Annotated in this window: 24 protein-coding genes, 1 pseudogene and 1 riboswitch; of the genes and pseudogenes, 17 read left to right on the forward strand and 8 right to left on the reverse strand. The window is 42.0% G+C overall.

Annotation, left to right across the window (positions count from 1 at the left end; translation table 11 throughout):
• The first annotated feature begins 45 nt into the window (after positions 1–45).
• Positions 46–147: riboswitch (SAM riboswitch) on the forward strand.
• Between the two features lie 87 nt (positions 148–234).
• The 9 genes from FAY30_RS11375 (at position 235) to cysI (ending at position 9,449) form a co-directional block, all read left to right on the forward strand.
• Complete coding sequence (locus FAY30_RS11375) at positions 235–363, forward strand: YezD family protein (protein ID WP_411675493.1); 129 nt, start codon at positions 235–237, stop codon at positions 361–363.
• A 165-nt stretch (positions 364–528) separates the two neighbouring features.
• Positions 529–1,245 (forward strand): phosphoadenylyl-sulfate reductase, encoded by a 717-nt coding sequence (locus tag FAY30_RS11380; RefSeq protein ID WP_149869993.1) that lies wholly within the window; start codon positions 529–531, stop codon positions 1,243–1,245.
• Positions 1,246–1,311: 66 nt separating this feature from the next.
• Positions 1,312–2,370 carry a sulfate permease gene (locus tag FAY30_RS11385; protein ID WP_149869994.1) on the forward strand — a complete coding sequence of 353 codons (1,059 nt, stop codon included), beginning with the start codon at positions 1,312–1,314 and terminating at the stop codon, positions 2,368–2,370.
• Between the two features lie 197 nt (positions 2,371–2,567).
• Positions 2,568–3,716 (forward strand): sulfate adenylyltransferase, encoded by a 1,149-nt coding sequence (gene sat, locus FAY30_RS11390; protein WP_149869995.1) that lies wholly within the window; start codon positions 2,568–2,570, stop codon positions 3,714–3,716.
• Between the two features lie 13 nt (positions 3,717–3,729).
• Complete coding sequence (cysC, locus tag FAY30_RS11395) at positions 3,730–4,329, forward strand: adenylyl-sulfate kinase (protein ID WP_149869996.1); 600 nt, start codon at positions 3,730–3,732, stop codon at positions 4,327–4,329.
• A gap of 21 nt (positions 4,330–4,350) precedes the next feature.
• A complete protein-coding gene (gene cobA / locus FAY30_RS11400) occupies positions 4,351–5,127 on the forward strand; it encodes a uroporphyrinogen-III C-methyltransferase (protein ID WP_149869997.1) in 777 nt (258 codons plus the stop codon).
• A gap of 19 nt (positions 5,128–5,146) precedes the next feature.
• Positions 5,147–5,881 carry a sirohydrochlorin chelatase gene (locus FAY30_RS11405; protein WP_149869998.1) on the forward strand — a complete coding sequence of 245 codons (735 nt, stop codon included), beginning with the start codon at positions 5,147–5,149 and terminating at the stop codon, positions 5,879–5,881.
• 10 nt (positions 5,882–5,891) lie between these two features.
• The gene (locus FAY30_RS11410; RefSeq protein ID WP_149869999.1) at positions 5,892–7,703 is read left to right on the forward strand and encodes an assimilatory sulfite reductase (NADPH) flavoprotein subunit; all 1,812 of its coding nucleotides are present in this window, start codon (positions 5,892–5,894) and stop codon (positions 7,701–7,703) included.
• Between the two features lie 27 nt (positions 7,704–7,730).
• Complete coding sequence (gene cysI, locus FAY30_RS11415) at positions 7,731–9,449, forward strand: assimilatory sulfite reductase (NADPH) hemoprotein subunit (protein ID WP_149870000.1); 1,719 nt, start codon at positions 7,731–7,733, stop codon at positions 9,447–9,449.
• A gap of 36 nt (positions 9,450–9,485) precedes the next feature.
• On the opposite strand, the gene FAY30_RS11420 is transcribed toward cysI, so the two are convergent.
• Entirely contained in the window at positions 9,486–10,001 is a 516-nt protein-coding gene (locus tag FAY30_RS11420) for a J domain-containing protein (protein WP_149870001.1), read from the reverse strand.
• 247 nt (positions 10,002–10,248) lie between these two features.
• On the opposite strand from FAY30_RS11420, the gene FAY30_RS11425 reads away from it, so the two are divergent.
• Positions 10,249–11,040 (forward strand): rhamnogalacturonan acetylesterase, encoded by a 792-nt coding sequence (locus tag FAY30_RS11425; RefSeq protein ID WP_223820947.1) that lies wholly within the window; start codon positions 10,249–10,251, stop codon positions 11,038–11,040.
• On the opposite strand, the gene FAY30_RS11430 is transcribed toward FAY30_RS11425, so the two are convergent.
• Positions 11,041–11,778: a metallophosphoesterase family protein gene (locus FAY30_RS11430; RefSeq protein ID WP_149870002.1), complete on the reverse strand. Its 738-nt coding sequence runs from the start codon at positions 11,776–11,778 to the stop codon at positions 11,041–11,043.
• Between the two features lie 211 nt (positions 11,779–11,989).
• Between FAY30_RS11430 and FAY30_RS11435 the strand changes: the two genes are divergently transcribed.
• A complete protein-coding gene (locus FAY30_RS11435; protein WP_149870003.1) occupies positions 11,990–12,553 on the forward strand; it encodes a DUF2062 domain-containing protein in 564 nt (187 codons plus the stop codon).
• 68 nt (positions 12,554–12,621) lie between these two features.
• Here the strand turns inward: FAY30_RS11435 and FAY30_RS11440 are convergent, their stop codons facing one another.
• The 4 genes from FAY30_RS11440 to FAY30_RS11450 all read right to left on the reverse strand — a co-directional run bounded on the left by FAY30_RS11440 (position 12,622) and on the right by FAY30_RS11450 (position 16,146).
• Positions 12,622–14,388, reverse strand: a complete 1,767-nt coding sequence (locus FAY30_RS11440) for a DUF4153 domain-containing protein (protein ID WP_190284880.1) — start codon at positions 14,386–14,388, stop codon at positions 12,622–12,624.
• 147 nt (positions 14,389–14,535) lie between these two features.
• A complete protein-coding gene (locus FAY30_RS27135; protein ID WP_190284881.1) occupies positions 14,536–14,709 on the reverse strand; it encodes a hypothetical protein in 174 nt (57 codons plus the stop codon).
• A 68-nt stretch (positions 14,710–14,777) separates the two neighbouring features.
• Positions 14,778–14,885 (reverse strand): YjcZ family sporulation protein, encoded by a 108-nt coding sequence (locus tag FAY30_RS11445; protein WP_149870005.1) that lies wholly within the window; start codon positions 14,883–14,885, stop codon positions 14,778–14,780.
• A 292-nt stretch (positions 14,886–15,177) separates the two neighbouring features.
• Positions 15,178–16,146, reverse strand: a complete 969-nt coding sequence (locus tag FAY30_RS11450; RefSeq protein ID WP_149870006.1) for a bile acid:sodium symporter family protein — start codon at positions 16,144–16,146, stop codon at positions 15,178–15,180.
• Between the two features lie 306 nt (positions 16,147–16,452).
• On the opposite strand from FAY30_RS11450, the gene FAY30_RS11455 reads away from it, so the two are divergent.
• Complete coding sequence (locus tag FAY30_RS11455) at positions 16,453–17,415, forward strand: S8 family peptidase (protein ID WP_149870007.1); 963 nt, start codon at positions 16,453–16,455, stop codon at positions 17,413–17,415.
• A 127-nt stretch (positions 17,416–17,542) separates the two neighbouring features.
• Here the strand turns inward: FAY30_RS11455 and FAY30_RS11460 are convergent, their stop codons facing one another.
• Together FAY30_RS11460 and FAY30_RS11465 are read right to left on the reverse strand one after the other, a co-directional pair.
• Entirely contained in the window at positions 17,543–18,463 is a 921-nt protein-coding gene (locus FAY30_RS11460) for an MBL fold metallo-hydrolase (protein WP_149870008.1), read from the reverse strand.
• Between the two features lie 28 nt (positions 18,464–18,491).
• Positions 18,492–19,673, reverse strand: a complete 1,182-nt coding sequence (locus FAY30_RS11465; protein WP_149870009.1) for a chromate transporter — start codon at positions 19,671–19,673, stop codon at positions 18,492–18,494.
• Positions 19,674–20,090: 417 nt separating this feature from the next.
• Between FAY30_RS11465 and FAY30_RS11470 the strand changes: the two genes are divergently transcribed.
• The 5 genes and pseudogenes from FAY30_RS11470 (at position 20,091) to FAY30_RS11485 (ending at position 23,901) form a co-directional block, all read left to right on the forward strand.
• Positions 20,091–20,258: a YezD family protein gene (locus FAY30_RS11470; RefSeq protein WP_190284882.1), complete on the forward strand. Its 168-nt coding sequence runs from the start codon at positions 20,091–20,093 to the stop codon at positions 20,256–20,258.
• A gap of 149 nt (positions 20,259–20,407) precedes the next feature.
• The gene (locus FAY30_RS11475; protein ID WP_149870010.1) at positions 20,408–21,493 is read left to right on the forward strand and encodes a sulfate ABC transporter substrate-binding protein; all 1,086 of its coding nucleotides are present in this window, start codon (positions 20,408–20,410) and stop codon (positions 21,491–21,493) included.
• A 63-nt stretch (positions 21,494–21,556) separates the two neighbouring features.
• Positions 21,557–22,315: pseudogene (gene cysT, locus FAY30_RS27810) on the forward strand (sulfate ABC transporter permease subunit CysT); the annotation flags it as partial.
• Positions 22,310–23,335: a sulfate/molybdate ABC transporter ATP-binding protein gene (locus FAY30_RS27815; protein ID WP_263315359.1), complete on the forward strand. Its 1,026-nt coding sequence runs from the start codon at positions 22,310–22,312 to the stop codon at positions 23,333–23,335. The pseudogene cysT and the gene FAY30_RS27815, both read left to right, overlap by 6 nt.
• 98 nt (positions 23,336–23,433) lie before the next feature.
• Positions 23,434–23,901 (forward strand): SRPBCC family protein, encoded by a 468-nt coding sequence (locus FAY30_RS11485; RefSeq protein ID WP_149872674.1) that lies wholly within the window; start codon positions 23,434–23,436, stop codon positions 23,899–23,901.
• Positions 23,902–24,043 lie beyond the last annotated feature (142 nt).

Genomic DNA, 24,043 nt, shown 5'->3' on the forward strand with positions numbered 1-24,043 from the left:
ACAAAACCTATTGGTATGGTAGGATTAATTCCATCAAATACTAAATTCTTATCAAGAGTGGCTAAGGGACTGGTCCGATGAAGCCCGGCAACCTGCAATGCAAGGTGCTAACTCCAGCAAAATGACGTTCATTTTGAGAGATAAGGTGTTTTAGGATATGACGCCTTTCTCGATAGGAGAGAAATTTCTAAAAGGAGGCGAATCTAACTGAACACTGAAGAAAAGGCAGAACTCATTGCACATCTAGAAAAAATGCTGGAGACATTAAAATTTGGATCCATCACGCTTGTGGTCCAGGATGGCAAGATTGTGCAACTGGAGAAAAATGAAAAGGTTCGTCTTCAACCAAATAAAAAACGCTGACTAGACAAACTAGAGGCGGTCTTCACTTTTTTACGAAGTGGAAGACTGCCTTTTTTTGTTGATAGAAAAGTGGAAGGACACTAGCCGCTAGGGCGCTGGAGCTGGCCAATTCTCAAAGTTGAAGATTCATACTTTCATATTTATTAAAAGAGGAGGCCATTAGGGATGACAACTGCAATAACGTACCAAAATTGGAAACAGATATCAGAAGAATTCCTGGTAGAGGACGAAACAAAAGGTGCGAGGTCCGTTTTGGAATGGGCTTATGGTTCATATACCGACGAAGAGATTGTTTACGCATCAAGTTTCGGGGCTGAGGCGATTGTATTAATTGATTTAATCCAGCAGATCAAGCCAGATGCCCATATCGTATTTCTAGACACAGGGTTACATTTTCCCGAGACGTATGAGGTCATCGACAAAATTGAAGCTCGTTTTTCCAATCTGCGGATTGAACGTAAACAGCCAAAACTCAGTCTGGATGAACAAGCGGCACAACACGGGTCGGCATTATGGAAACGGGATCCGAACCAATGCTGCCAAATCCGCAAGGTCATTCCCCTAAGGGAGACCCTGACCGCTAAACAAGCATGGATTTCTGGATTGCGCAGGGAACAATCACCGACAAGGGCGAATACCCAATTCCTTAATAAGGATGAAAAATTCGAGAATATCAAAATCTGTCCATTGATTCATTGGACTTGGGATGATGTTTGGGGCTACATCAAGGATAAAGATCTCCCATACAACACACTGCACGACCATCAATACCCGAGCATCGGCTGTTTTCCATGTACACAGCCGGCAGCGGCGGATGGCGACTCGCGTGCGGGCCGCTGGGCGGGAAGCGGCAAGACGGAGTGTGGGCTGCACACTCGCTAAGGCGGCCCCGCAATAGTAATCAAACGGTCACATGTCCCCACTAGTGGGATAAAGGAGGCATTTCTTTTGCTCACAATCATTGCGATAACAATTGGATTCTTTTTTGCAATAAATATTGGTGCAAGTGGTGCGGCGGCCTCGATGGGAATCGCCTACGGATCAGGTGTTGTGAAAAAACGTCTGGCCTTGCTATTATGCAGCATCGCCGTATTTCTTGGCGCCTGGCTTGGCGGCGGTGAAGTGGTGAAAACCATCGGCAGCGGGATTGTCCCGAGTCACACCTTTACCGTCCCGGTTGCACTCATTGTCTTAGCATCGGCTGCGCTATCCTTGTTTTTGGCTAACATCTTTGGGATTCCGCTTTCTACGAGTGAAGTGGCAGTGGGCTCCGTTGTAGGTGCCGGGATTGTGTACCAGTCGGTATTTGTCGGTAAGCTGGTCTGGATCATGCTATTTTGGCTATTAACACCGTTTGTTGCATTTGTCATCGCTGTTGCTGCCTGCTATTTTTTGAAAAATAAAAAATGGATGGCGACCCCGAAAGCTGTTCCGTTTCTGTCTTTGTTAGTGGTCTTTATGGGGCTGTTTGAGGCATTTTCAGCCGGTATGAACAATGTAGCCAATGCGGTAGGCCCGCTTGTCGGCGCGAACATTCTCTCTACCGGGGATGGCATATTTTGGGGCGGTTTATTCGTGGCAGGCGGGGCCTTACTGCTAGGGCAGCGCGTCCTTGAAACAAATGGGAAAAAAATAACGACCTTGAGGCTGGAAGAGGGCTGCGTCATCTCTGGAACAGGAGCAACGATTGTCACCGTGGCATCGGTATTCGGAATCCCAGTTCCACTGACACAAATCACCACCTCATCCATTATTGGAATGGGCTTTGCAAAGCACGGCAAGTCGGTTTTGAAAAAAGACATTGTTGTCCAGCTTCTCACTGTCTGGATTGTATCACCAGTGTTGTCGATGGTGCTATCATACACCCTCATTCAATTGATTATAGAACATAATTTTTACCCAATCATCGCCATGGCAGGGGTGCTGATTTCCGTAGTAGGGGTGTTGTCGTTGATGAAGCGGCAAAAACCTGCGATAACGGTGCACCAGGAGGTAGTGAAGGATTAAGGGGGTGTAAGGCGCGGATTTCAGCCAGAAAAACAGCTAAATGACAGTAAACATGGGTTATGCGACAGTAAATACGGCTTATACGATAGTTAACAAAGCTTATGCGACAGTAAATATTGCTCATCCGACAGTATCCACAACTCATCCGACAGTAAAATCAAATTTAAATACACCTACTATTGAAAGGATTTGAAAAAATGTCATTTTTACCAAAACCTCATGGAGGAAAATTAATTCAAGCCTACAATCCAAATTATGAGGTAGCCCATATTGAAAAAGAGCTCGAAATTGATGCTATCGCTTTAAGTGATCTTGAACTAATTGGAGTTGGCTTGTTCAGCCCGCTAACGGGATTTCTTGGAAAAGCCGATTACGAATCTGTGGTCGCCAATATGCGTTTAGCGGATAACACGATTTGGTCGATTCCAGTGACACTTCCGGTATCTTATCAAACAGCGGCGACCCTCACCGAGGGAGAAGAAGTCAAGTTAGTTTTTGAAAAAGAGGTTTATGGAGTCATTAAGGTTTCTGAATGGTACGAACCAGACTTAGATAAAGAAGCCATAGAAGTATACAAAACGCCGGAGCTTGCTCATCCAGGAGTTAAACGCCTTTATGAAAGAGGTCCTGTCTATGTTGCCGGTGAAGTAACACTTGTTAAAAAACCGGAAAAAGGTGTATTCAGCGATGTATGGCTTGAGCCGAAAGAAACGCGGGCCTTGTTTGAAGAAAAAGGATGGAAAACCATTGTCGGCTTCCAGACGAGAAACCCGATCCATCGCGCCCATGAGTACATCCAAAAGGCTGCCTTAGAAACGGTGGATGGACTTTTCGTTAACCCGCTTGTCGGTGAAACAAAATCCGATGATATCCCAGCCGATGTCCGTTTGAAGAGTTACCGAGTCCTTCTTGAAAACTACTATCCTAGCAATCGGGTCCAGCTCGGTGTCTATCCTGCGGCGATGCGCTACGCTGGTCCAAGAGAAGCAATTTTCCATGCGATTGCCCGGAAGAACTTTGGCTGCACTCATTTCATCGTCGGCCGTGACCATGCCGGTGTCGGAAATTACTACGGTACCTATGATGCACAGCTGATCTTCAGCGAATTTCCTGAAGGGGAACTTGGCATCAAGCCACTATTCTTTGAACATAGCTTTTATTGCACGAAATGTGAGGGAATGGCTTCGGATAAAACTTGCCCGCACAGCAGCGAGGACAGAGTGATCCTTTCGGGAACAAAAGTTAGGGAATTACTGCGTTCCGGCACACTTCCTCCATCAACATTCAGCCGAAAAGAGGTTGTAGAGGTGTTAATTGAAGGCTTAAAAGAAAGCGCAACGGTTTAAGGGGGAATCGAACATGACAAAAGCAACAAATATTACATGGCATGCAGCAACCATAACAAAGCCAGATCGGCGTGTGCAAAATGGTCATAGCAGCTGTGTCCTCTGGTTTACCGGCCTGTCAGGCTCTGGTAAATCGACGATCGCCAATGCCGTCTCCAGTGAATTATACCGCCAGGGCATCAATGAATATGTCCTCGATGGTGATAATATCCGCCATGGACTTAATAAGGATCTTGGCTTTTCCGATCATGACCGGACTGAAAATATTCGCCGGATCGGCGAAGTGGCGAAACTGTTTGTCGACAGCGGCGCCGTTGTGACGACTGCATTTATTTCACCCTTCCGCTCAGACCGGGATCAAGTACGTGACCTTTTTGAAAAAGAAGAATTTATCGAAGTGTTTGTTGAATGCCCGCTGGAAGAATGTGAACGGCGCGATCCAAAGCAGCTGTATGTAAAAGCTCGCCGCGGTGAAATAAAGGATTTTACCGGGATTGATTCTCCGTACGAGGCACCAGAACGTCCGGAAATCACCATCCGGTCCGACTTATTGACTGTGGAACAAGCGGTAGGAGAAATTTTTCAATACTTGCAAACAAAAAACATTATTTAGCTTTGAAAGGATGATGAGCCCATGGGAGGCAAGGTTTACTTAGTTGGTGCGGGTCCCGGCGATCCAGATTTAATTACGGTAAAAGGAATGCGCTGCCTGCAGCATGCCGATGTCATCCTTTATGATCGGCTGGTCAATCCTGAACTGCTGCAATATGCAAAAGAAGGGGCACAGCTCGTGTACTGTGGCAAACTCCCGCATTACCATACGATGAAGCAGGAGACCATCAACCACTTTTTAGTGAAATATGCCAAAAAGGGCTATCAGGTTGTCCGCTTAAAGGGGGGAGACCCGTTTGTGTTCGGACGCGGCGGTGAGGAAGCAGAGGAATGTGCGCGCCATGATGTCGCGTTTGAAATTGTTCCTGGTATCACGGCCGGGATTGCTGCTGCCGCATATGCCGGAATTCCTGTAACCCATCGCAGTCTGAGCAGAAGCTTTGCTTTCATTACGGGGCATCAAGCGGGAGATGTTGCAGCAGAGCATCAGTGGTTCCATTTGGCAAATGCAGTGGATACGATCTGTATTTATATGGGAGTTTCTAATTTATCTACTATAACAAAACAATTGATTCAACATGGCAAATCACCACAAACTCCAATTGCCCTTGTTCAATGGGGGACATTAAGTGATCAGCGAACGGTGGTCGGGACGCTGGAGACGATCGAAGAACGGGTGAAAGAGGCAGCTCTTTCTAACCCAAGCATGATCGTCATTGGCGAAGTCGTCCACCTTCATAAAAAATTGAACTGGTTTCAAGATGAAATTGTTCCCAATTTGCCAGTGGTCCACGGATAATGCAGGGGGCTTCTAGGATATGAAAGCAATTTTATATATTGGTCATGGTACCCGCTCTAAAAAAGGGGCTGAGGAAGCAAAGGCCTTTATTAAAAGAGTAATAGAACGAATCGATATACCCATCCAAGAAATCAGTTTCCTAGAGTTGACGGAGCCGTTAATGGAAGAAGGATTCCGCCGATGTGTGGAGAGAGGTGCCACGGAGATTACCGTTGTTCCTCTGTTCCTTTTGGCAGCAGGTCACATTAAACAAGATATTCCTTTGATATTGTCCGGATTACAGGAGCGTTATCCTGAAATACAGGTAACTGTGAAGGAGCCTTTTGGTGTACAGGGTATGATTTTAGACGCGGTTGCAGATTTGGTTAGGGAAACTGCAGGGTATCTAGTGCCAGAGGATCGACTTTTGATTGTTGGCAGAGGAAGCAGTGACCCGGAAATCCTTGGTGATTTTTCAAAAATTGCCGGTGGCATTCGGAATCGTCTTGGCATTGAAAGGGTATCTGTATGCTACTTGGCTGCAGCTGAACCAAGGCTTTTGGATGGCTTTGAGACGATTACTATAGGTGCCGTGGGCAGGGTCATCGTTGTGCCATATTTGTTATTTACCGGTTTGCTTCTTGCGGAAGTAAGCCAAGAGGTGCGTAAGCGGCAAAGGCTAAACTGTGAGATTCTCCATACAGGCACGCTCAGCAGCCACCGGGTAATCGAAGATATCCTTATTGAAAAAGTAAAAAATTTAAACACATATTGAGGTGGTATTGTTGCAACTTCAAGTATTGAACAGTCCGTTTAATCAGGAGCAGGCAGAGCTCCTTAATCGTATTCTGCCAACACTTACCGAACCGCAGAAATTTTGGCTGAGTGGCTTTCTCGCTGCATCACAAGGCACCGCTGCACTTGGGACGCCGGCTGCACATGTCCAGCAGCACGCTGAACCTTCAAAAACAAAAGAAGTGACCATCTTATATGGATCACAAACTGGCAATGCCCGCGGATTAGCAAAAAAGGCAGCCCAATCACTAGAAGGGAATGACTTTCAAGTTACCGTTTCATCCATGAGTGATTTCAAACCAAATAACCTGAAAAAGGTTCAAAACCTGCTCATCATTGTAAGCACACATGGTGAAGGAGATCCTCCGGACAACGCGCTGACATTCTATGAATTTCTTCATAGCAAACGTGCACCAAAGCTTGAAAATTTCCATTTTTCCGTTTTAGCTCTTGGTGACAGCTCGTATGAGTTCTTCTGTCATACTGGTAAAGAATTCGATAAGCGGCTGGAAGAACTTGGCGGCACAAGGCTTTATCCGCGTTTCGACTGCGATGTAGACTTTGACGAGCCGGCAGCAGAATGGCTTCAAGGAGTTCTTGGCAGCCTGGGCGAAGCACAATCTGAGGCAGCCGCCAACGGACAAAATCTCGAATCAGCAACACAATCAATAGAATCACAGTATTCGAGAACCAATCCATTCCAAGCCGAGATTCTTGAAAATATCAATTTGAACGGTCGAGGCTCAAATAAAGAAACACGTCACTTAGAAATTTCACTTGAAGATTCCGGACTCACATTCGAGCCTGGTGACAGCCTTGGCATATATCCGGAAAACGATCCGGCTCTTGTCGACCTTCTTCTTGAAGAAACAAAATGGAATCCAGAGGAACTGGTGACTGTGAAGCCGGGAGACCAGAGACAATTAAGAGAGGCGCTTCTCTCTTATTATGAAATTACGGTTCTAACAAAACCGCTTCTCCAAAAAGCAGCGTCATTTGCAGCAAGCAAGGAATTACAAGAACTGACAGCATCAGACAACGATGAAAAGTTAAAAGCCTACTTAAAAGGTCGCGATTTGCTAGATTTAGTTCGCGATTTTACTCCTTGGATTGGTTCAGCTCAGGAGTTTGTGAGTATTTTGCGAAAAATACCTGCCCGTCTTTATTCTATTGCGAGCAGTTTATCCGCGAATCCGGACGAAGTGCATTTGACGATCGGCGCTGTCCGCTATGATGCCAATGGCCGCAGCCGTAATGGCGTCTGCTCGATTCAAACAGCGGAGCGGCTAAACCTAGGGGACCGCATCAACGTATTTGTGCAGCAAAACGAAAACTTTAAACTTCCGGAAAAACCGGAGACACCAATTATTATGATTGGGCCAGGTACAGGTGTAGCGCCATTCCGTTCTTTTATGCAGGAGCGTGAAGAAACGAACGCAACTGGGAAGTCATGGCTGTTCTTCGGTGATCAGCATTTTGTCACTGATTTCCTTTATCAAATCGAGTGGCAAAAGTGGCTGCAAAACGGTACTCTAACGAAATTGGATGTAGCCTTTTCGCGTGACACCGCCGAAAAGGTGTATGTTCAGCACCGTATGCAGGACAATAGCAAAGAATTGTTCGAGTGGCTGCAAGAAGGAGCGGCCGTCTATATTTGCGGTGATGAAAAACATATGGCACATGATGTCCACAACACATTGCTCGAGATTATCGAAAAAGAAGGCGCCATGAGCCGTGAGCAGGCAGCAGCCTATCTTGCCGACATGCAGCAGCAAAAACGGTATCAGCGAGATGTATATTAATTTTTGAAAGAAGGGGGATTAACCAACATGGTGAAAAAAACTTTAACAGCACCAGGGGGAGCGCCGAGTGATGTCGAACGCATCAAAGATGAAAGCAACTATTTGCGCGGCACGTTGAAGGAAGTCATGCAGGACCGTATCAGCGCCGGCATTCCTGATGATGACAACCGATTAATGAAGCATCATGGCAGCTATTTGCAGGATGACCGCGACCTCCGTAATGAACGGCAAAAGCAAAAGCTGGAACCTGCCTATCAATTCATGCTGCGTGTTCGCTTGCCTGGAGGTGTTGCAGCTCCAAACCAGTGGCTTGTCATGGATGAACTCGCTGAAAAATATGGGAATGGCACTTTGAAACTGACCACACGTGAGACCTTTCAAATGCATGGGATTTTAAAATGGAATATGAAAAACACCATCCAGGAAATTCATGCTTCTCTATTGGATACAATCGCAGCTTGCGGCGATGTCAATCGTAACGTGATGTGCGCCTCAAATCCATATCAGTCTGAAATCCATGCCGAAGTATATGAATGGTCAAAGAAATTGAGTGATGATTTATTACCACGCACAAGAGCGTATCATGAAGTATGGCTGGATGAAGAAAAAGTGGCCGGCACTCCAGAAGTCGAAGAAATAGAACCAATGTATGGCCGGACTTACTTGCCACGAAAGTTTAAAATTGGCATTGCCGTGCCGCCATCCAATGATATTGATGTCTTTTCACAAGACCTTGGATTCATTGCAATAGTGGAAGACAGCAAACTGATTGGATTTAACATCGCCATTGGCGGAGGAATGGGCATGACCCATGGGGATACGGCCACATATCCACAGGTGGCCAAGGTTATTGGCTTCTGTAAACCAGAGCAGCTTTATGAGGTGGCTGAAAAAACGATTACCATTCAACGCGATTATGGAAATCGTTCCGAGCGAAAAAATGCCCGGTTTAAATACACTGTGGATCGACTTGGGTTAGAGACAGTCAAGGAAGAGCTGGAAAATCGCCTTGGGTGGAAGCTAAGTGAAGCGAAACCGTATCATTTCGACCATAATGGTGACCGTTACGGCTGGGTAAAAGGCATTCAAGGAAGATGGCATTTTACATTATTTGTTGAAGGCGGCCGTGTAACTGATTATGATCATGTACAGTTAAAGACGGGCTTACGCGAAATCGCAAAGATTCATACGGGTGATTTCCATTTGACAGCCAATCAAAACGTCATTATCGCCAATGTATCAAGCCAAAAAAAGAAAAAGATCACTGAGTTGATTGAAAAATACGGATTAACGGACGGCAAGCATGTTACTGCCCTCCGCCGCAATTCGATGGCATGTGTGGCGCTGCCGACATGTGGATTAGCGATGGCCGAAGCAGAACGCTATTTACCGGTTCTGATTAACAAAATCGAGGAAATTGTGGATGAAAGCGGCCTCCGTGAAGATGACATTACAATCCGCATGACTGGCTGTCCAAACGGATGTGCAAGGCACGCACTCGGGGAAATTGGCTTTATTGGCAAGGCACCAGGAAAATACAACATGTATCTAGGGGGAGCCCATGATGGCAGCCGCTTAAGTAAAATGTACCGTGAAAATATCGGTGAAGCAGAAATACTCAAAGAATTAAGCGTCATACTTCCGCGCTATGCAAAAGAACGGCAGGAGGGGGAACATTTCGGTGACTTTGTCATCCGCGCCGAGATTGTTAAAGCAACGACAGACGGCACAAATTTCCACGATTAATTCAACAGGCAAAAGAGACAGTCAGCTGTCTCTTTTCTACTTTGCTTTCGAATAATGGTCATAAAACACGCGAAATAATCGTTCATCACCGCCTCGATCCGGATGGAGTCCTTTGAGTAACTTTTTAAATTCCCTTTTGATTAATTCCTTGTCAGCATCCATGTCCAATCCCAATAATGCTGCATATGTAAGGGGAGGGGAATCAGCCAGGGCATATTCTGCCTGTAACATTCTTTTCAAGCCGCGAACTTTGGTTTGTTCAAGGCGAACCATCGTTTTTAATTCCTCATTTTCCTGTTTTAATTTCTTGTTTTCATAGAATGTCTTTTCCCAATCCTGATAATCCACTCCAAATTGGCTGCATCGATCCTCAATTTGTTTTTGCAAAATAAATGCAGCTAAATCGCTTGGTTTAATAAAGTAATCAATATTTAAATTCTTGGTTCGTTTGGCTTTCAGCTTACCGTCTAAAATCCAGCGGATAACAACTTGTTCGTTGGCAGTAATGCCTTGGTTCATTAATAATTCGGTAGCTTCCTTTAGATTCAGCATGTTAATCAACTCATTCTTAATCCGTTTTAAAAGGCTAAAATCAATGTACCATAGAAAAAAACTCGATTGTTTTACCGGAGTATGTAATTTTTATTAAAAATTCATTTCATAATGGATGGAGTGAGTCAAAGGTCCTTTAATTATTTTGCCTGCTAATTAAAATTCTCTTCATCAACGGTCATGAATCGTTTAAGATTAATAAATAATAAGATTACGATCGAAGAGTTCACACAGGGGGAATGGACGTTTGGGACTGAAAAAGGTTATCATGTTTGGGATATCTGTAATAACTGCAAGTTTGATTTTATATACAGGCATCCATGTATCTAAAGCCTCATCCAAGGCGGAGCAAGAAATAACCATTTATCTTGCGGGAGATTCAACGGTATCGAATTATCCGGCGTCTTTATCGCCGCGCTCAGGCTGGGGTCAAGAGCTATCCAATCGATTTGACAGTCATGTCACTGTGATCAATCAAGCAAAGCCGGGGAGAAGTTCGAAAAGCTTCATTGATGAAGGAAGATTGCAGTGGATTTTGCATCATATTAATAAGGGGGATTATCTGTTCATCCAATTCGGTCACAATGATGAAAAAAGATTGGACCCATCGAGGTACACGAATCCGTCCACTACCTATAAAAGTTATTTAAAACAATATATCCAAGGTGCCCGGGGAAATGGAGCGATACCCATTCTTGTTACACCGGTGGAAAGAATGAGTTTTTCAGTCGATGGTATGGCACAAGCATCACACGGCGAATATCCTAAAGCCATGAAGGAACTAGCGAGCGAAGAAAACGTTCCAGTCATTGATTTAACAGCAAAAAGTAGAGAATTGTTTCAGCAGTTAGGGCCGGAACAAACGAAGACACTGTTCATGTGGCTAAAAGCAGGAGAATATCCTCATTATCCCGATGGGGCAATGGACAGCACCCATTTTCGGAAAAATGGGGCCATAGAGATTGCCAGCCTAGTGATAGAAGGAATCGATGAACTTGATTTACCGCTTCAGGAATATGTTCGAAAAGTAGACCATTGATTATTGATAGTGTAAAGGTTGATTTCCATGGAAGACTTTCAATATATAGTCTGAACCCGGAACATTCAGCTTGCTGTATCCTAATAAAAATTCCTTATTATCATAGGGTACTTCTTTAAAAGTGACATTTATTTCACCATGATCTCCAATGATCAAAATAGCGTACGAAGCAAGCGGCTTATGAAAACAACCAAGTGAACCGGGATTCAAGTAGAGCCGTTTCTTCGTTTTAAAATGATGGATGACATGATGATGACCAAAACAGATGATATCAGCGGCTGAATCACGATAGAGAAAATCCAATTTCTCAACGGTCGGGTCATAATCAACTGGTAAAAAATTACCTTCTTCATCTAAATGGTAGTGGACAAAATCTAAACGTTTTCCATTACATTCAGCCGATAGTGTGACGGGCAGCTCGGATAAAAATGAGAGAAATGATTGATCGATATGAGCGGCAATCCACTCATGATGGTCTCTTTCTCGCTTTCTGCTATAGGGCTCTCTCCCTGAAAGAATATCTACAATCGCTTCATCATGATTTCCCATTACAAAAGAAATATCGCTGCGAGAGAGCAGTAAATCCAGCACTTTATTTGTTTCATAGCCGATGCCAATTAAATCTCCAAGGCAATAAATCTGTTCAATGGTAGTGTCTTGATCGATTTCCTTGCATACAGCTTGAAGAGCGGAATAATTCCCATGAATATCGGAAATAATCGCGATTTTCTTCTCCATATCATCATCACCGTTTTTGATTAGCTTTCCAGTAATCGAAAAATAAATTCACACACCATTACCAATAACATCCTTTTATTTCTGAATAATTTTCTATTTATTCTATTTGATAAAGGTGTAAAATAGAAGATAAGGTAGGTTTTCTATAAAATGAGTTTTTAGAAAGTTCCAAATAATATCATATACCGATTTCACCAAGGGGTGGCACCTATTGAGGATAAAATATAAAAAGTATCATCTTTATCAACGGATTGGACGAGCCTTTAAATTAAATTTCACAAAACTGCTGCGTTCTCCTGGGGGAGCTAAAAAGGTAGCCCTCGGTTTTGCCCTCGGCTTTGGACTGGAAATGTTAGTGATTTCGACAGCTTCGCTTATTTATATCTTATTTGTCCCGATTGTCAAACTGGCAAAAGGTTCCTTACCAGCGTCTATTATTGGAAATATTATAGGGAAACTCACACTTCTGCCGGTGATTCTTTTACCATTTGCAAGACAACTGGGAAAATTGTTCTTTCCAATTAAAGTACGAATTGGCCATCATGGATCTTTTTCTTTTCAAAACTTATTGCACGGTGATTTCCATAGTTTAGTCAACTTGCTCCATGGCGGTGTCCATGCTTTAATCGGTATGACGATTTTCGGGACGATCCTTGGTATTGTATCTTATTTCCTCGTTTATTATCTCTATGAGAAAGAAAAATCGAATCGACTCAAAAGGAGACGTCTTAAACAAGAAATTCGTTTACCTAGGATCGATAAGAATTTAATTTAATATTTACCAAATAAGAAAGCAAAACAAGCGGAACCATGTCCCGCTTGTTTTGCTTTCTTAAGGAATTTCTATTTAATCTGAATAAAAACGAATAACATCGCGTTATTATATTGTGCATCTTGTTGCTCAATCCCTAGATTTTGCACGACAATGGTTAGTTTGGCTCGATCATTTTCAGTTGTAAATGTTGCTTCTTCTGCTGATATGTGTCCCTTAGAAGGCTTGTAATGAGAAAATTTATCAAAGATTTTTTGTGTGTTATAGCTGATAAGAGTCTGGTCATTCGAATCCTTCAATTGAAGGTCATAGTGATCTTGCTGAAAGTTTTTAAACAAGGTATACTCTTTACCTTCCTTTACCATATCAAAAACCTTATCATCACTATGTTGATCTGACATCAATATCTCGATTTTTGCAAAAGTATCAAAGCCTGTGATGGTAATTGGAGTTGACTGTTCCAGATCAAGGTAAATCGATTGAGTGAAATTATCCTGCTTTTGATACTCATCAAAACCAAAAGTATCATGAAAATCTTCATATACATTGAAATCATCTGGCAGCCATTTCATGTTCTTTGTATATCCCATCATGTATAAGTATTGAACTGAATTGGTAATTATTTGCTTATCTTTGTCAGAAATAGATGCATTTGGCCTGATCTTATTATGTTCGAGCATATTATTTTTCACAAGTACGTTTTTCAGTATATCACTCTGGCTCGTTCGACTGATGGTGAACGCATCCACTGGAGGCACGATAGAAACAGCCGAAAAAATAATTAACATAGCCGCAATCACGCCATTTTTTTGTACAGGCAAAAGGCTCAATAAAATACCTGCAACGGCGGCAAAAATTCCAAACAATATGACATAATAGCGGGTATGTGTTACACCAGTATCAGCCAAACTGAAAATCGAGGACATAATCTGGAAGAGGACGATTGGCACCAGGACTTTTGGAAAAATCATTCTGAAAGTGGCAGTAAACTTGTTTTCAATCTCACTAACCAAGATATACACCAAAATAACGGTAATCGCATAGGATACGAGCATTGGTTCTAGTAAGTTATCCGTCCAAAATTCTCCACCGATATTTTTGATAATGTAAGTCACTAGTATTAACGTAAACACGGCTAATAGCGGTATGAGTATATAGGAAAGCAGGATTTCTAAAAACTTCGGACAAGAGGCTGCCTTATCAATGGTTTCTTTTCGCGGCTTATTTTTTTCATTTGCTCCTGGATATTTCGGAATGAGTGAAAGGAAATACATCGGTGCAAAAAGAATAAAAATAAAATTGGCCGTATGTGCATAAGCAGAAGAATCGATGGCAAAAATCAACTGGTCAATTGCCGTAAGAATAATGCTAATACCCCCGAAAATAACACCAGAAAAGAACAGGGAATTGAAGAAAGATTTAAAGGAAACCATAAAGCTTTTGTTAAAACTTGTGTTGCTTCTTATGACAGGTACCCAAATGAAGGCTATTAGCAGGGCAAACAAGGCAACGAAAGTTCTCATTTCGATTTCCATGCCTGGGTCAGGCGCTTGCCTAATAATGAGGTAATAGCCTGCAGTTAGCAAGACAACCATGCCCATTAAAATCACTTGGATGGAAAGCTTTGAAAAAAACCGGTCATAGACAACCTGGAATACGGCACTAAGAAATGCCCCAACAACAAATGTTAAAAGAATTTTCGAACCGTCCTTTTCATTGCTGATCATGTAAGAATTAATAAAAACAGTGCCAAATAGAAATAGGGTTGTTAAGGGAAAACGGGTAATGGCATCCGTCAAGCCTGTGAGTGTATGAGTAAGATTTTTCAACCATTTCAACTTTTTCATCTCCCTTTTCCAGTTCCTTCTATATATTTAGTATAGCACCAAAGGAAACCGAGATATAGCTATTATATGCGTTAAAGGAGGTGATAACGCACTAAAAAAGAGCCCGAAGGCCCCAATTTTCTCACTAATTTTATAAGCTTAAAAGAATCTGCGTCTCCGTTCAAATTCAAATCGTCTTCTTCTTTCAAACTCAAATCTTCTTCTTCGCTCAATCTCGATTTCAATTTCAATTCGTCTTCTTCTCTCTATTTCGATTTCAATTTCAATCGGGACAAACGGTCTTCTGCCAAATCCAAAAAATCCAAATGTCATTAAATCCCCCTCCTTTCGTTAGGGATTCAAATTGGAAATTAACCTAAACTATCAAGGTGTCCTACCAATTAATAGCCCATGAAAGAAGTACCTACAATGATAAGCAGAATGAACAAGACAACAATCAATACAAAGCTGCTGCCGCCGCCATATCCGCCGCCGTCATAACCATACATATCTCTTTCACCACCTTTTAGATGATTGGAAGGAAAAAAACACTTCACTATGTATATATATTTTCTGTTTTAATAGTTGATTGGACAAGCGTCATGTTGTTAGAAAAAAAACAGTGCTTCAAATAAACAATGAAGTAAAAATGGGTAGATACTTCCATATGTTAGAGATTTTGTATAATAATAAAGTCGTATTTTTAAAATAGTGATTGGATTATTGGGGAACGAGAAAAAGAACTTGGAAGCATCCAAGTTCTTTTAATAACGATTTATCTGATCCACCATAGTTTCGGCTTTACACTGATAATGTTTTCCCTTCATTTCCAGCTGCGTTTTTATCATTTTTCATCCGGCTGAAGATGGTTGCAAGGATTGGGCCAGAAATGTTGTGCCAAACACTAAAAATGGCACTTGGTACGGCAGCTAGTGGTGAAAAATGTGCAGCTGCAATGGCAGCGCCTAAACCAGAGTTTTGCATTCCTACCTCAATGGCGACAGCCTTTTTCTTCGATAAGTCCATTTTAAAGAGTTTACCAAATAGGTAGCCAATAAAATAGCCAAGACAGTTATGAAGAACAACAACCACAAAAATAAGGAATCCTGTTTTTGCAATCGCTGCTTGGTTAGCAGATACAACTGCTGCAACGATTGCGACAATCGCAATAATGGAAATAAGCGGTAGAACTTTCACGCTTGCTTGTGCTTGTCTATTAAATAACTTTTTCACTATAACTCCAAGAATAATCGGGAAGAGAACGATTTTAACGATTGAAAGGAATAGTCCAGCAGGATCAACTGGAATCCATTCACTGGCAAGTAACAGAATAAGAGCTGGTGTGACAAGTGGTGCAAGGATCGTTGTAACCGATGTGATGGTGACACTTAAGGCAACATCCCCTTTGGAAAGGAATGTCATTACGTTTGAAGCTGTGCCTCCTGGGCAGCAGCCTACTAAAATAACGCCAACTGCAATTTCTGGAGCTAGGTTCAGACCTTTCGAAAGTAAAAAGGCTAGCCCGGGCATGATTAAAAATTGGCCTACAACTCCAATCGCGACGTCCTTTGGCCGTTTAAAAACTTCTTTGAAATCATTTCCAGATAAAGTTAGCCCCATCCCAAACATTATAATTCCAAGTAATAGAGAAATGTGTGGAGCAATCCAGGTAAATGCTGGAGGCGATACAAATGCAAGGACGGCAAATATCAGTACCCAAATGGCAAAAGTATTGCCGACAAATTGACTAAGACGTTCTAAAGCTTTCAATGTTTCCACCCCTGTAAGATAATTTCGTAATGCTAAATATTATAAAATATTATTTCAATAAGCACAATAGTTTGAAAATTATTTTTTTAAAAAAGTAAAGCGTCTAATAATGAAAGCGTTAACGCATTACTAAATTAAAGAACTATTTAAATAAATATCGAAATAACTTTTCGGGTATAAACAGGAATCGCCTTTCATAAAGAAAAAAAATACTCCAAAAGTAACTTTTTAAATATATTCGGAATTGTTAAACTATTGTTAACATCATGGGCTGGCTTCAAATAAATCTGTTGAGGAGGGAATGCGTTGGAACGAAAAGTACGCTTAATTCCGTACCAAGTGATTGCAGAGTTTGAAGAAGTAACCGAGGTGCCAAAAGGGGTGGAGATGATTCAGGCCCCTGAAGTGTGGAGGGCGTCCAGAGGGAAGGGAATGACAATCGCTATTTTAGATACCGGTTGTGAAACAGACCATATCGACTTAAAAGATCGAATCATTGGCGGGCGAAATTTTACAAAAGATGATCGCGGCGACCAAAATAACTATCGTGATTACAATGGACACGGCACACATGTTGCTGGGACAATGGCCGCAATTTTCAATGAGACGGGAGTCGTAGGCGTTGCGCCGGAAGCTAATCTATTAATTGTTAAGGTTCTTGATAAAAAAGGCTCAGGACAATATGAGTGGATAATCAATGGAATCAATTACGCGATTGAACAAAAGGTAGATATTATCTCTATGAGCCTAGGCGGTTCAGCGGATGTTCCCGAATTACATGATGTCATTAAAAAGGCTATTGCTAATGGGATTCTCGTTGTTTGTGCGGCTGGAAATGAAGGGGACGGACGAGACTCAACTGACGAGCTGGCCTATCCTGGTGCATACAATGAAGTGATCTGCGTGGGGGCGATTGGATTAAATCGTAAAATATCTGAATTCAGTAATTCAAATAAAGAGGTTGATGTAGTTGCCCCAGGTGAAAGTATATTATCAACCTATTTAAATGGTAAATATGCAAAGCTTAGCGGCACGTCTATGGCAACACCGCATGTAGCCGGTGCACTGGCATTAATTAAAGCAATCTCCAACCAAGCATTTGATAGAAATCTAACAGAGCCGGAACTATATGCCCAGCTCATAAGGAGAACAATCCCACTAGGAAATTCTCCGAAGCTAGAAGGGAATGGGATGGTGTATTTGACCACCGTGGAATATTTAGCAACGCTTGGCAGTGAGAAGGAAGAGCAGGGAGTTTTGAGTGTTTAAGTTTTTCATTGAACCAAAAACCAGCAGTTCTCTTGGGAGGCTGCTGGTTTTTACTACCAATTACACAAGATCGTCAGTCGCTGGGTGGATGAGAACCAAATTTTTGAAGGATTGGTCCTTCGGTTTTCTACTTTTCAGTCTCAATCACGGTTTCACCAAGTAAGAGCACCTTTAATTGTTCCCCGGGAAGCTGCTGTTTTTCCCATTCACGGTACAAGCGGTCTAATGCCTCCGGGCCTGTATCGTCGGCTAATCGGTAAGCACCATAATGCATCGGCACGAAAAGTTTTGCCTTTAAATCAAGGAAGGCTTTCACGCTGTCTTCCGGAGAAATATGGGCATCCGCCATAAACCACTCAGGCTCATAGGCTCCAATCGGCATAAACACCGTATCTACTGTAAATCTCTCCGCAATCTGTTTAAAACCGTTAAAATATCCCGTATCACCGACAAAATAAAAGGTTTCCACCTGTGTTTTAAAAATCCAGCCGCCCCAATGGGATGTATTCATATCTGTAAGCGACCGTCTCGTCCAGTGCTGTGCAGGGACGAAATGAAGGGTAATTTCTTTAACTTCTGCGTTTTCCCACCAGGACATTTCCGTCACCTTCTGATAGCCTTTTCTGGTAAAAAGTGATTTCAACCCAACAGGAACAAAGTAATGGGGATTTCCTTTTAATTTTTTTAAAGTAGGGAAGTCCAAATGATCGTAGTGACCATGGGAAATGACAACAAGGTCAATCTTAGGCAAATCTGCTAAAGAAATTCCCGGCTCAGTCAGTCGCTTTTGAAATCCCATCCTCTTCGCCCATACAGGATCCGTCAAAATATTCATGCCATTTAACTGAATCAAAAAGGTAGAATGCCCAATCCACGTAAAGGAAGTGCGATTTCTATTTTCATTTATTTCGGTCACTTTTTTTGTGGGACACTGTTCAATGTTTACCGATAAATCCTTTACTTTCGTTCGTCGTTCCTTCTGCCACTTCCTCATATCACTAAAGGATTTATTGCTTGTAACATTATCCAAGTTTACATATTTTTTCATTGTTCACTCACCTTAATAGTCTCCATTTTCATAGCAATAATCCTCCCAGTGCACCTAGAAGTACGATGATCCACGGTGGAAGCTTCCAATAAACAAGTAAGCAAAACAGAATAGAGCCAAAAGCAAAATCAATTGGTGACATGATTGAGCTAGTCCAGATCGGTGTATAGAAAGCAGAGATTAAGATTCCGACCACTGCTGCGTTTACACCTAGAAGTGCCCCTTTGATTTTTGGGTTTTTTCGAAGGTGATCCCAAAAGGGCAGGGTACCCATGATCAATAGGAAAGCTGGCAGGAAAATAGCAAATGTCGCCAAAAGGCCGCCCTTCCATCCGTTGATTACCGCCCCGATATATGCTGCAAAAGTAAAAAGAGGTCCAGGAACTGCCTGCGCTGAACCATAACCTGCGAGAAAATTCTCTTTACTAATCCAGCCTGATGGAACAAATTCACGCTCAAGTAAGGGCAATACAACATGCCCACCGCCAAAAACAAGCGAACCTGACCGATAGAAACTATCAAAAAGCGCAATCCATTCATAAGACGTTATTTCTCTAAGAATGGGAAGTATGATAAGTAAGCCAAAGAAAAGGGTTAAACAAGTATAGGCAAATCCACGTGATAATGGAACCGTTATGATCGTGTCCTCTTCTGATGCCGTTTGTTTAAAAAATAGATAACCAAACATAGCAGAAACAAGGATTATACCTACCTGTATATACGTGGTTTGCCAGATCAAAGTTCCTACAAGGGCGAACAGGGCAATGGATTTTCTTTTTAAATCGGGAGTCAATTTCTGTGCCATCCCTAAAATGGCATGTGCGACTACAACAACAGCGACAATTTTCAAACCATGAATCCAGCCAGCATTTTCCATGTTCATCCCATTTAGAAGGAGGGCAAATAAAATGAGTGCAAATACTGAGGGCAAGGTAAAGCCTATGAATGCCATTATTCCGCCTAATACACCGGCACGCATGACACCAATCCCAATGCCAACCTGACTGCTAGCCGGTCCAGGAAGAAATTGACATAGTGCAACAAGATCAGCATAGCTGCGTTCATCCAGCCATTTTCTTTTACGGATATATTCATTGTGGAAATATCCTAAATGAGCAATGGGGCCGCCAAACGAAGTCAAACCAAGCTTTGTTGATATCCATAAGATTTCGGTTAACAAGGTGAATCGGCTTCTCGGAGAATATCGCATATAATAACATCCTTCATTTTTTATATACAATTCTATAATTTACATTTTAAAAAATTATAACATTTACAATAAGTTTTGGTAAATTTGTATGAATAACTTAGTGCATAGATTACTAAAAGAACAAATTAGAGAATTTTTAAAACACACTTGACATGTCGGAAAAGTCAGATTAAAATAGTGATAAATTAAAAGATTTATAGAAAGTTTGACATACTGAATATCGCAAGCTGATTGGTTAACCAAAGGCTTATACTCATTACTGGGTATAAGCCTTTTTTATTGAAAAGGAGGAGCTAATCATGATGAAGTTTCCGATTAGTAAAGGAAGTCCACATTGTTACACTTCAATTTGAATTTTTTTATCTCTAAAACCAAGTAAACCTATAGGTGATTGAAAAATTGAAGGAGGATGATTCTATGGCAAATGTGGATCAGGCAAAAGCGAATTTTATTCTTTCTACATTAAAAAATATGGAGTATGGCTCAGTTATAATAACTGTTCATGATGGAGCCATTACCCAAATTGATAAAACAGAAAAAACACGATTTGCATCAAAAAATTCATCGTTTAAAAACAATAAGTAATGATGGATGCTGCCGATCAGACCACTGAAGGCTGCTTATTTTTAGAAAGTGTGTAAAAGTTGGTTGTCTGTACAAAACGCAGACCAGTTTCTTTATGCATTTTTCTAAGAATAGGCAGCCTTTTTAAATAGGAAAAAGGAGGATTTAATATGTTAATTAATAAAAAAATTGTTTATACGTTCACACCGCTTTTCATTATTTTGACCCTTATTCTGGCAGGATGCGGCTCTGAGGCAAGCACTAATCAAGGAACTAAACAAGCAACAACATCGAATGAGAAGACAAACAAAAAGAAAGACCCGATTCAGTTATTGAATGTATCATATGATCCAACGCGAGAGCTGTATGAAGAGTTTAATAAAGAATTCGCGAAGGATTGGGAACAAAAAACAGGTCAACAGGTTACGATTCAGCAATCCCATGGCGGATCAGGAAAACAGGGCCGCGCCGTCATTGATGGACTTGAAGCTGATGTCGTAACACTAGCGCTTGCCTATGATATCGATGAAATTGCTGAAAAGTCCGGCTTGCTTTCGAAGGATTGGCAAAAGAAATTAGAGGATAATTCCACACCTTATACGTCCACCATTGTCTTTCTAGTGAGAAAAGGAAATCCAAAGGGGATTAAAGATTGGGATAATTTAACGAAAAAAGGGGTATCGATTATCACTCCCAATCCGAAGACGTCCGGCGGGGCGCGCTGGAATTATTTAGCGGCATGGGCTTTTGCTAAGGAAAAATTTAACGATGATGAAGGGAAAATAAAAGATTTTGTCGGTCAATTATATAAAAATGTGGAAGTGTTAGATTCCGGCGCACGCGGGGCAACGACAACATTTGTCGAGCGGGGAATCGGAGATGTCCTGCTTGCATGGGAGAACGAGGCATTCTTAACGCTTAATGAATTAGGCAAGGACAAATTCGAAATTGTCGTTCCTTCCATTAGTATTCTTGCTGAACCACCGGTTGCTGTTGTTGATAAAGTAGTGGATAAAAAGGGAACAAGAGAGGCAGCGGAGGCCTATTTGAAATTTTTATACACTGAAAAAGGACAGGAGATTGTCGCGAAAAATTATTATCGTCCGCGTAATCAAGAAATCCTCGACAAATATGCGGATGTATTTCCAAAGATTAATCTTGTAACCATTGATGATGATTTTGGCGGCTGGAAAAAGGCTCAGGAAAAGCACTTTAATGATGGCGGAACATTTGATCAAATATACCAGCCGAAGTAAGTAAAATTGAGGGTGCTCCGAGTAGCAGCATCCCTTGTATCTATAGCGGAAGGGGTCAACCTCATGGCTCGTTTACAATCAATTAAAAGAAAACCTGTGCTCCCTGGATTTGGCATATCACTAGGGTTTACGATGATTTACATTAGCATGCTAGTCATTTTACCACTATCGATGATTTTTATTAACTCACTTGCCGCACCGTGGACAAAAGTGTGGCAGACCATTACGGAGCCCAGGGTGGTCGCATCCTATCAACTCAGTATTGGGGCATCATTTATGGCTGCTGCCATAAATGTAGTTTTCGGGGTATTAATCGCGTGGGTGTTGGTTCGCTATCACTTTCCTGGCAGGAAAATTATCGATGGTCTCGTCGATTTACCCTTCGCCTTGCCAACAGCAATTGCCGGTATTGCCTTAACGACGTTGTATACGGAAAATGGCTGGGTCGGACAGTTCTTGGGATTTAAAGTGGCTTTCACCCCGCTTGGTATTACCCTTGCTTTGACCTTTATCGGACTGCCATTTGTCGTTCGAACGGTTCAGCCAGTCCTGCAAAACCTTGAGACAGAAATCGAAGAGGCTTCTGCCAGTTTGGGAGCCAATCGGCTGCAAACCTTTATGAAAGTGATCATTCCTGAATTGCTGCCAGCGGCATTAACAGGTTTTGCGCTGGCATTTGCACGGGCGCTGGGGGAGTATGGATCGGTTGTCTTTATTGCTGGAAATATGCCGATGAAGACAGAAATTACCCCGCTGTTAATTATGACCAAGCTAGAACAATATGATTATGCCGGTGCAACTGCAATTGCAGCAGTCATACTTGATAAAATAAACATAGATATTCAAACAGGTGAACTAATTGCACTCCTTGGTCCCTCCGGTTCAGGGAAAACCTCTCTGCTGCGCATAATTGCCGGTTTGGAAACTGCCAATCAAGGAGCCATTTTGTTTGGTGAAGATGATATGACCCATATCAGCACAAAAGAGAGGAAGGTTGGATTTGTTTTTCAACATTATGCATTGTTTCGTCATATGACGGTATTTGAAAATATCGCCTACGGGTTAAGGGTCCGGGCAAGAAAGATTCGACCTTCAAAAAATGAGATTAAAGAGAAAGTCTTCGAGTTACTCAGGCTTGTAAAACTAGAAGCCTTTGCTGATCGTTATCCATCCCATTTATCAGGAGGCCAGCGGCAACGTGTTGCATTGGCAAGAGCATTGGCAGTCGAGCCCAAGGTCCTTTTGCTGGATGAACCTTTTGGTGCGCTTGATGCAAAAGTGCGGAAGGAACTGCGCCGATGGTTAAGGAACCTTCATGACAATTACCCAATTACCAGTATTTTTGTCACACACGATCAGGAGGAAGCCCTCGATGTTGCCGACAGGATTGTCGTTATGAATGAAGGGAAAATTGAGCAGATTGGGACTCCGGACGAAGTTTATGAACATCCTAATAGTCCCTTTGTCTATGACTTTTTAGGAAATGTAAATTTATTTAAAGGACGACTGGAGCATGGAAAACTTAGCCATGGCAGTTTTGAAATAGATGCTCCGCCTGAGTATGCTGAAACAATAAAAACGGAAGCAGTAGGCTATGTCCGGCCGCATGATATTCATATCGAAAGGAATGAAAGCATGGATTCTGTTGCTGCTAGAATCCGCTACATCCATTTAGTGGGTCCAGTTGTTCAAGTGGAACTGGTTCGACAAGATAATGGTGAGTTTGTCGAAGTAGAAATTGCGAAGGATTCCTATCGCAGCCTTGAGTTGAGAACAGGTGATGTAGTATTTATTAAACCAAAACAGCTGAAGGTTTTTATTCCGGAGGATTATTCCATTTAAATGCCTTGATAAAAGCTTTTTAAAGCACGAGAACCATCCATCCATTTCCTGAATAATAATAAATGGAGCAATTATGGAATGCGATGGAGGAATGGCCTTTGAGAATCGAGCACGAGTATACCTTCGGATTGCCATGGCATATTGTTTGGAAATATTTAATGGATAAAGATGTTCTTAGAAAAGTGATTCCTGGATGTAGAACGTTTGTAGAGCGTTCGAAAGGAGTATACGATGCAGAAGTGGAGATTCAGATCGGCCCATTGCAAGATGTTTTTACACTGGAAATACGGATAGCCAATCAGAAGCAGCCATCATCTTTCCGCCTGTATATGAAAGGGAAAGGCGGCGTTGGAGAGATCAATGGTAAAGCTTACATGCTTTTGCAGGAATTAGGGAGTTCCTCTACATTAAATTGTTTGGCCGAAGCACAGGTAACAGGTGCAATGGCACTTATTGGTGAGCGAATATTGGTATCAGGAGCGAAAAAGGGACTGGACAGTTTCTTTCAAACTGTCGAAAAAGAAATAAAAGGGACGCTTTATCAATTGAGAAGGAGCGGCAGATGACCAATCGTCCAGGTCATCTGCTTTTTTACGAAATGCTAAACTATCCTGTGAAAATCGATAGGTTGATAGAATAATTTTGAAATTTCATGAGGTAATCATCTTAGTGGTTTCTTTGGGGTGGTTCCTTGCAGGTTCCGAATAC

The organism is Bacillus sp. S3, from assembly GCF_005154805.1.
GTDB lineage: Bacteria > Bacillota > Bacilli > Bacillales > Cytobacillaceae > Neobacillus.